Origin of the sequence: Methylobacterium sp. J-059, assembly GCF_022829485.1 — a bacterium.
GTDB lineage: Bacteria > Pseudomonadota > Alphaproteobacteria > Rhizobiales > Beijerinckiaceae > Methylobacterium.
The window spans coordinates 23,219-31,056 of record NZ_JAKSYA010000013.1; the positions used below are offsets into that span (position 1 = coordinate 23,219).

Below are 7,838 nucleotides of genomic sequence, written 5' to 3' on the forward strand. Positions count from 1 at the left end.
TTCTGTATTTAAAATTTACGGCAAAATTTACTGAATGGCCACGAGCGGATCGTCGGACACGCGTCGCGGTCTCTCGCCCGTGCAAGGGGAGGCGGGGGCGAAACCGTTTCGCATGGGCCGCCCCTCACCGTCGCGAGCGGCGGCCCGGCGCCGCGAGGATTTGAGGGCGAACGCGCCGGACCCCGCCGCTCAGAGCCGCTCGGTGACGAAGCGCTCGGCGGCCGGGTCCTCGCCCAGGCGGCGGTTCTCGGCCTGCAGCATCGGCACCACGGCGTCGGCGCCCTCGGCGACGACGTAGTTCAGGTCGAGCCCGTCGCGGATGAAGCCGTGGGCGCGCATGTGGTCGAACAGGGTCAGCAGCGGCTTCCAGAAGCCGGCCACCTCGACCAGGAGGATCGGCTTGCGGTGCCGGCCGAGCTGGGCCCAGGTCAGCTGCTCGACCAACTCCTCCAGGGTGCCGATGCCGCCGGGCAGGGCGACGAAGGCGTCGGAGCGCTCGAACATCATGCGCTTGCGGGTGTGCATGTCGCCGACCACGACCGTTTCCTGGATCGCGTCGAGCATGTGCTCGCGCGACTTCAGGAAGTCCGGGATGATGCCGGTGACGTGGCCGCCGCCGGCCAGCACCGCGCGGGCGACGGTGCCCATCAGGCCGACGTCGCCGCCGCCGTAGACGAGGTCGAGCCCGGCCGCGGCGAGCGCGGCGCCGAGCGCCTCGGCCGCCTGGCGGAACGCCGGGTCCCCGCCGAAGCCGGAGCCGCAATAGACACAGACCGTCTTCACCGGCGCCATCCGGCCTCCTTCATCGATGCTCGTCGTATCATGCGTCCCGTTCGGGCCGCGGACAGGTCGTAAACAGGGGCGAAATCGGTGCCAAACGGCTGATCGCGCGGGGAATTCGTTCGCTGCGCGCGCGTTGCGGCTTGGTCTCCCGGACATGTACGGTAATATGGGCGGAACAGTCGACGGTTTTTCGCGCGGGCGTTTTCGAAAGTCTCCACCGCCGGGGATGGGGGTCGCGGCCGGGCGGGCGTGGTGTCGACGAGGGATGGATCGCCATGACGGCGGAGTTGCGGCGCGGCGTGTTTCTCGCGGTCCTGGGCCTGCTGATCGGGCTCGGCCTGGTGGCGGCCGTGTTCGGCGGGCTCGACCGGTGGCGGCACGCCCATGCTCCGGCGCCCGAGCCCGCGCCCGGCGCGGTCGGCGCCCTGACGCCGGGCCCGGCGCCCGTGCCGGGCATGGTGTCCCCGCCGGCGGCACCCGCCGAGGCGCCGGCGGCGCCGGACGCGCTCAAGTTCGATATCGTCCGCGTCGAGCCGAACGGCGAGTCGGTGGTGGCCGGCCGCGGGGCGCCGAACACGGTCGTCGAGCTCCTGGTCGACGGCAAGGCGGTGGCCAAGGCGCTCGCCGACCCGAACGGGCAGTTCGCGATCGTGCCGCCGGCGCTGCCCGCGGGCAACAGCGAGATCGTGCTGCGCTCCACCAATGCCGAGGGCCGCGAGACCCGCTCGACGGAGAGCGTCGCGGTGGCGGTCTCGCCCTCGCGCACCGAGAAGCCGCTGGTGGCGCTGACCGCGCCCGACAAGCCCACGGTGGTGCTGTCGCAGCCGGAGGTCCGGACGGCGCAGCGGGCGCCGGGCCCGGCGCCGGGCCAGGAGGTCGCCGGCAGGGATACCCCCGTCAAGGGCGCGTCGAAGGGCCCTGCGGCGAAGGACGCGGCGGCCAAGCCGCCTTCCGGGAAGGCCGCCAAGGACGCCCCCGCGCCCGTCAAGATCGTCAGCGTGGACGCGCAGGAGGGCGGCCGGCTGTTCGTCACCAGCCAGGCCGCGCCGGGTGCGACGGTGCGGCTCTACCTCAACGACACGCTGATCGCCCCGGCGAGCGTCGGCCCCGACGGCAAGGTCACCTTCACCATCGGCCGCGGGGTCAAGCCGGGCGCCTACACGGTGCGGGTCGACCAGGTCGATTCGGTCTCGGGCAAGGTGCGCAGCCGGGCCGAGGTGCCGTTCTCGGTGCCAGAGCCGGCCCGCGTCGCGACGAACCTCGCGCCGCCCAGGCCCGGCGCGGCGGCGGACAAGCCGGCCGAGCGGCCCGCCGCCCCGGCGGCGCGGGCCGAGGCCGTCTCGCCCACCCCGGCCGCGATCGAGCCGCCGCGGGCGGGGGTGTTCGTCCCGGCGGTGAGCACGGCCAAGATCATCCGCGGCGACAGCCTGTGGCAGATCAGCCGTCGCACCTACGGCGCGGGCGACCGCTACACGGTGATCTACGATGCCAACCAGGAGCAGATCCGCAACCCGGACCTGATCTACCCCGGCCAGATCTTCGTGCTGCCGGGCGACGGCAAGGACGCGAAGGCGGGCAGGAACGGCTGAGGATTTCCCCACGCCGCCCCGCCCCGCGGCGGCTGCGGGTGTGCCGCGGGCGGCGCCGGCTTATATGCCGAGGCGAGCCTCCTCTTCCGGACAATCGCGTATGACCTCCACTCCCCCGCCGGCGCCCGACGCGCGCCCGGGCCTCGTCGCCACCTATCGCCGGCTGTGGCCGTATCTCTGGCCCTACGGCCGGCCGGACCTGCAGCGGCGGGTCTTCCTGGCGTTCGGGCTGCTGCTGGTGGCCAAGTTGGTGACGATGGTGACGCCGTTCACCTTCAAGTGGATCACCGACGCGCTGGTCGCGGCGGTCGGCGGCCAGGAGCACGGCAAGGAGCAGGTGCCGACCGGGATCTTCGCCGCGCCGATGCTCTTGATCGCGATCTACGGCGCCTCGCGCATCCTGATGGCCGGGCTGACGCAGGCGCGCGACGGGCTGTTCGCCAAGGTGGCGATGCACGCGGTGCGCCGCCTGGCGCTGAAGACTTTCCAGCACATGCACCAGCTCTCCCTGCGCTTCCACCTCGAGCGCAAGACCGGCGGGCTGACGCGGGTGCTGGAGCGCGGGCGATCCGGCATCGAGGAGCTGTCGCGCCTGATGGTGCTGACGCTGGTGCCGACCATCGTCGAGTTCGTGCTGGTGCTCGGCGTGCTGGCCTGGGAGTTCGACTGGACCTACTCCCTGGTCGTCTTCGTGATGGTCGCGGCCTATCTCGGCTTTACCTACAAGGCGACCGAGTGGCGGATCGCGATCCGCCGCCGCATGAACGAGTCCGACACCGACGCCAACACCAAGTCGGTCGACTCGCTGCTGAACTACGAGACGGTGAAGTATTTCGGCGCCGAGGCCCGCGAGACCCAGCGCTTCGACGGCGCGATGGCGCGGTACGAGAAGGCCTCGACGCAGACCTACGTGTCGCTGGCCGTCCTCAACGCCGGCCAGGCGCTGATCTTCACGCTGGGCATGACCGCGGTGATGTGGCTCGCCGCCCGCGACATCCTCGCCGGGCGCACCACCATCGGCGGCTTCGTGCTCGCCAACACCATGCTGGTGCAGCTCTCGATGCCGCTGAACTTCATGGGCATGATCTACCGCGAGATCAAACAGGCGCTGATCGACATCGACGACATGTTCCGCATCCTCCACCGCAACCCGGAGATCGCGGACCGGCCGAACGCCCCGGCGCTGGTCGCCGGCCCGGCCGAGGTGCGCTTCGAGAACGTGCACTTCGCCTACAACCCGGACCGGCCGATCCTGCGCGGCGTCTCGTTCACGGTGCCCTCGGGCAAGACCGTGGCGATCGTCGGCCCCTCGGGCGCCGGCAAGTCGACGCTCTCGCGCCTGCTGTTCCGGTTCTACGAGCCGCAGAGCGGCCGCATCGCCATCGACGGGCAGGACATCGCCGCGGTGCGCCAGGATTCGCTGCGCGCCGTCATCGGCATGGTGCCGCAGGACACGGTGCTGTTCAACGACACGATCGGCTACAACATCCGCTACGGCCGCTGGGAGGCGAGCGAGGCCGAGATGCGCGAGGCCGCCCGCCTCGCCCAGATCGACCGCTTCATCGAGGGCCTGCCGGAGGGCTACGACACGCCGGTGGGCGAGCGCGGCCTGAAGCTCTCGGGCGGCGAGAAGCAGCGCGTCGCCATCGCCCGCACCATCCTGAAGAGCCCGCCGATCCTCGTCCTCGACGAGGCGACCTCGGCACTCGACAGCTTCACCGAATCGCAGATCCAGGACGCGCTCGACCGCATCGCGAAGGGCCGCACTACCCTGGTCATCGCCCACCGCCTCTCGACGGTGGTCAACGCCGACGAGATCCTGGTGCTCGACAAGGGCGTCATCGTCGAGCGCGGCACCCACGGCGCGCTGCTCGACCAGGACGGGGTCTACGCCGCCCTGTGGAACCGCCAGCGCGAGGCGGACGCGGCGCGGGCAGCCCTGCGCCGGGCCGAGGAGGAGGCGGAGCGGGTGCGGGTGGCGCCGCGCGGGGAGCCTCAGCTGGTTGAGTGAGACCACGGCGGGCGGAGCCGGCCGCGACCGCCGCGCCCCGACGTCTCAGGGCGTGAGGGGCTGCCAGGCGGTCCGGCGCCATCGCCCGGCGCTGCTGCAGCCGTCGAGCACGAGAATTTGGAAATCGTCCTCGAAGCGGTAGCGGCAATCCTCGACGTAGTTCTCGGCGGGCCATCCGTTGCCCGGAAAGCCGAGGATGACGACATGCTCGGAAAAGCTCCGGTACACCCCCTTCTCCTCGAATCCCTCGCCATCCTTGGTGGCGCCGCCGTCCACGATGCCGCCCTGCCGAAAGCACCATTCCAAGGACGCGTTCGGCGCGAATGCCCGCGTCCAGCAGCCTTGGCCGTGAACCAGCAGGTCGTCGGGCCTCAACCGCTTCGCGTGGGCCGGCCCGGCGGACAGAGCGACGACGGCGAGGCACAGCAAGCCGAGGGGATGCATGCGCATTCGTGCGGGCTCCGGGCATCGAATCGGTGCCGAATGTAGCACGCAGCCCGCGCTCTTGGTGCATGCAGGCGTCTATGCGGCGCTTTGGAACTGCCAGCGCGAAGCAGGTGCGTGGCAGGCGGCAGTGTGCCGGGCCGAGGACCAAGGTGAAGCGGCTGCGAGTCGAGTTTGACCTTATGTGCCGGACACCAGCACAGGTTGACAATTTCGGAGCAGGTTGACAAAGTGCTATAAAGGCCCGGACGGGCCAGTGGGAACTCAAAGATGTTGCCGTGGGAATATCATCCGGAATTGACGAAAGATCGTCTCGTCAAAGTGGCACAATTGTTGGCATTGGGGCGTGGAAGCGCAGTTGATCGCTTTGATCCAGCTATCGGTGACGACAAATGGACCCTTGGGGTTTGCGCTTATAACTTTGGTTGTTTTCAGATTATTCAAGCCTCGGAGACTTCGGGTTTTGAATGGCTTGCTGTCATCGATCCAAGCAAGCATTTTCAATTTAGTATTGGTAAGATACCAATGCGATTTTGGCGAGGTGATCCGAAAGAGCCAACGGTAAAAATTGTAGCTGCTACGCCGCTTGAGCAGTTGCGACTCGATCTAGAGCCTGAAGTTTTGGTCGATGGGATATTATTTCGCATTAATGTAACCACAGATATGGATGGCGCTCTGCTGGATGCTAGTTTTGTCGCTTTGCAAAATGGTCATCCGGAGACTATTTGGTTAATACCGCTTGCGGAAGCTGAGCCTCTGATTGTCATGCTTGGAGAGGAGCGGCCTGAAGGGCGCGAATTGCCCCCGCCTCGTGTCGGCGATCTTGGAGAAGATCTCGACGAGCGCGTTATCGATTCATCCGCTGGTCCGCGCAAGGATTAAAGGCGTGGCTTCGAGTAATAATAGACCGGGGCGGGATTCGTCTAATGGTGCATGTGCGTTTTATGGAGATAAGCTGAGGCTAGCACGATTGCTTTCTGGGTTTTCTCTCGATGAGCTGGGTGGGTTAGTCGCTACAAGTAGGCAATTCATTCATCAGCTTGAAACTGGTGCCAAGGAGCCGAGTGAGGACATGCGCATGGCCTTGGCAGCTGTGTTATCGGTCACGCCAAATTTCTTTTATACACCTGCAAAAAATCCAGTTCGCGAAGAAGATTGTCATTTCCGCCGTCTTGCAAGTGCGCCACGAGGATTAGTGGCACAAGCGGTTGCACGCGGAACTACAATGGAAGCCTTGGTCGATGAGCTTGAAAATCATGTGCGCCTGCCGCCCGTCGATTTTCCCGATTCGGCGCGCCCTACGTCCGTTGAAGCGATCGAACAGATTGCGGAGCGAACCCGTGAGTATTGGGGGTTAGGGTTGGAGGGGCCGATTACTAATATGACGCGAGTCTTAGAAAATGCTGGGGCTGTAGTAGTCCACTTTGATGATCTCACTGATCGCATAGATGCATTGTCGATGGCCCGCCGCAGGCCTATAGTTGTGAGATCTACTGCAAAAGAAGCTGGGACAAGACTACGGTTCGATCTTGCTCATGAAGCCGCTCATTTAGTTATGCATCAGGGTGTAGTGACAGGCGATAGTGTTACCGAAGGCGAAGCTTTTCGATTTGCGGGTGCATTTTTAATCCCCCGGGTTGCGTTCGCGCGAGAATTTCCGCGAACGCGGCGTACGTTTGATTGGAACGCTTTATTTGCAATGAAACTACGTTGGAAGGTTTCAGTGCGTGCCATCACGCGACGCGCTTTTGACCTTGGCCTTGTCGATGCCGCGCAATACCGGACAGCTAATATTCAATTAGTAAAAACGGGGCAAGCGAAATTTGAACGGTACGACGAAGCCATTCCTCTGGAGAGTTCAGAGTTATTATTTTCGGCAATCGCTTGGATTTCAAAAAATGGAGATGCAAGGTTGCACCAACTGATTGCTGAAATCGGTATCGCTCCAAATCTCTTTACGCGTCTGACCGGTTATTCATTGGATCCACTTCCAGAAAATGTATTACCGCTTCCGATACTTAGAACCAAAATCAATAATTTTAGATAATATCGCTATGGTGTATTGTAGTACCCAAACCTGTAAGAGGCGCTTCGGGGCATGATCTGCGCGTCAGTCTAAGAGAAGGGCAATTCGCCGACTCAATTTGCGTCACTTGACAAAATTCCTAAGACATGCCTATAACCCCATCACGCGCTGCACGGCGCCGGGGCTGCGTTTCGTCCCGGGGCCGCCGTCAGGAGCCGGCCCGGTGATCGACGGGGCGGTCGGCAGCGTGGTGGTCCTGCGCGGTGGGTCGATCAACCCGCCGCGATACGGCGTCCATAATGCGCGGCGCGGGGCGCTCCGAGCGGCGGGCTGTCGCCCGCAAGCGGAGCGCTCTCAGAAGAGACCTGAGCCCATCCCGACGTTAGGGAGGGTGCGGGGATCGCCCGTTCCGGCTGTCGCCGGGGCGACCCGGCCCTACGTGGCCGGATACGTGACCGGGGCCCGCGTCGCGCGGGCCGCGGCGGCGGGGCCGTGCGGTACGTAAAGCCGCGACGACAAATCGGCGCCGGGTGCCCGCGTTCTCGGGGCCCGGCACCGCGGGGCGCCGGGGAACCGGCTCAGTGCGCATCATCCCAGGGTTCCGCGGCGTCCCGCGTCTCCTGTCCGTGATGTCGGGGCCATGCCGCCGGCGGAGGCTTTCCGCGCGGGGAGGTCTTGGCGTGCGCCGACGCAACTTTCCTCCCCCCTTTGCGGGGGAGGGTGGGCTTCGCGTCAGCGAAGGTCGGGAGAGGGGGGCGCGTTACCAGGCATCTGCGCTCCCCTCTCCCGACCCCCAGACGGTGGACACCCTCCCCCGCAGCGGGGGGAGGGAGGAGTCGCGCGACTGCGCCTGCGGTGGACCTTCGCGCCCTGGGCTGCCATCGCGCGCGTAGATCGGAGGAGCACACGTGTGAACTCCACTAACATTGCTCGGCATCGGACGCCTACTTCAGCGTGAATAACATAACATTATATCGTGCCGAAT

Annotated in this window: 6 protein-coding genes; 4 read left to right on the forward strand and 2 right to left on the reverse strand. The window is 65.6% G+C overall.

The features are described 5' to 3' along the window. Positions 1 to 189: 189 nt before the first annotated feature. Entirely contained in the window at positions 190 to 792 is a 603-nt protein-coding gene (locus MKK55_RS00515) for a TIGR00730 family Rossman fold protein (RefSeq protein WP_147844644.1), read from the reverse strand. A 266-nt stretch (positions 793 to 1,058) separates the two neighbouring features. Between MKK55_RS00515 and MKK55_RS00520 the strand changes: the two genes are divergently transcribed. Next, positions 1,059 to 2,372: a LysM peptidoglycan-binding domain-containing protein gene (locus MKK55_RS00520; protein ID WP_243932749.1), complete on the forward strand. Its 1,314-nt coding sequence runs from the start codon at positions 1,059 to 1,061 to the stop codon at positions 2,370 to 2,372. Between the two features lie 100 nt (positions 2,373 to 2,472). Then, a complete protein-coding gene (locus MKK55_RS00525; protein ID WP_243932750.1) occupies positions 2,473 to 4,383 on the forward strand; it encodes an ABCB family ABC transporter ATP-binding protein/permease in 1,911 nt (636 codons plus the stop codon). 45 nt (positions 4,384 to 4,428) lie between these two features. Here MKK55_RS00525 and MKK55_RS00530 read toward each other — a convergent pair whose 3' ends face one another. Further along, a complete protein-coding gene (locus MKK55_RS00530) occupies positions 4,429 to 4,833 on the reverse strand; it encodes a hypothetical protein (RefSeq protein ID WP_243932751.1) in 405 nt (134 codons plus the stop codon). A 264-nt stretch (positions 4,834 to 5,097) separates the two neighbouring features. Here MKK55_RS00530 and MKK55_RS00535 point away from each other — a divergent pair, with 264 nt between their 5' ends. Together MKK55_RS00535 and MKK55_RS00540 are read left to right on the forward strand one after the other, a co-directional pair. Further along, positions 5,098 to 5,709: a hypothetical protein gene (locus tag MKK55_RS00535; RefSeq protein WP_243932752.1), complete on the forward strand. Its 612-nt coding sequence runs from the start codon at positions 5,098 to 5,100 to the stop codon at positions 5,707 to 5,709. A 196-nt stretch (positions 5,710 to 5,905) separates the two neighbouring features. Continuing rightward, entirely contained in the window at positions 5,906 to 6,874 is a 969-nt protein-coding gene (locus MKK55_RS00540) for an ImmA/IrrE family metallo-endopeptidase (protein ID WP_243932753.1), read from the forward strand. The last annotated feature ends 964 nt before the right edge of the window (positions 6,875 to 7,838 follow it).

Bases quoted from the DNA above. Each gene is read 5' to 3' on its own strand.
- MKK55_RS00540 (WP_243932753.1), top strand. From the start codon at position 5,906: ATGGCCTTGGCAGCTGTGTTATCGGTCACGCCAAATTTCTTTTATACA.
- MKK55_RS00530 (WP_243932751.1), bottom strand. From the start codon at position 4,833: ATGCGCATGCATCCCCTCGGCTTGCTGTGCCTCGCCGTCGTCGCTCTG.
- MKK55_RS00525 (WP_243932750.1), top strand. From the start codon at position 2,473: ATGACCTCCACTCCCCCGCCGGCGCCCGACGCGCGCCCGGGCCTCGTC.
- MKK55_RS00535 (WP_243932752.1), top strand. From the start codon at position 5,098: ATGTTGCCGTGGGAATATCATCCGGAATTGACGAAAGATCGTCTCGTC.
- MKK55_RS00515 (WP_147844644.1), bottom strand. From the start codon at position 792: ATGGCGCCGGTGAAGACGGTCTGTGTCTATTGCGGCTCCGGCTTCGGC.
- MKK55_RS00520 (WP_243932749.1), top strand. From the start codon at position 1,059: ATGACGGCGGAGTTGCGGCGCGGCGTGTTTCTCGCGGTCCTGGGCCTG.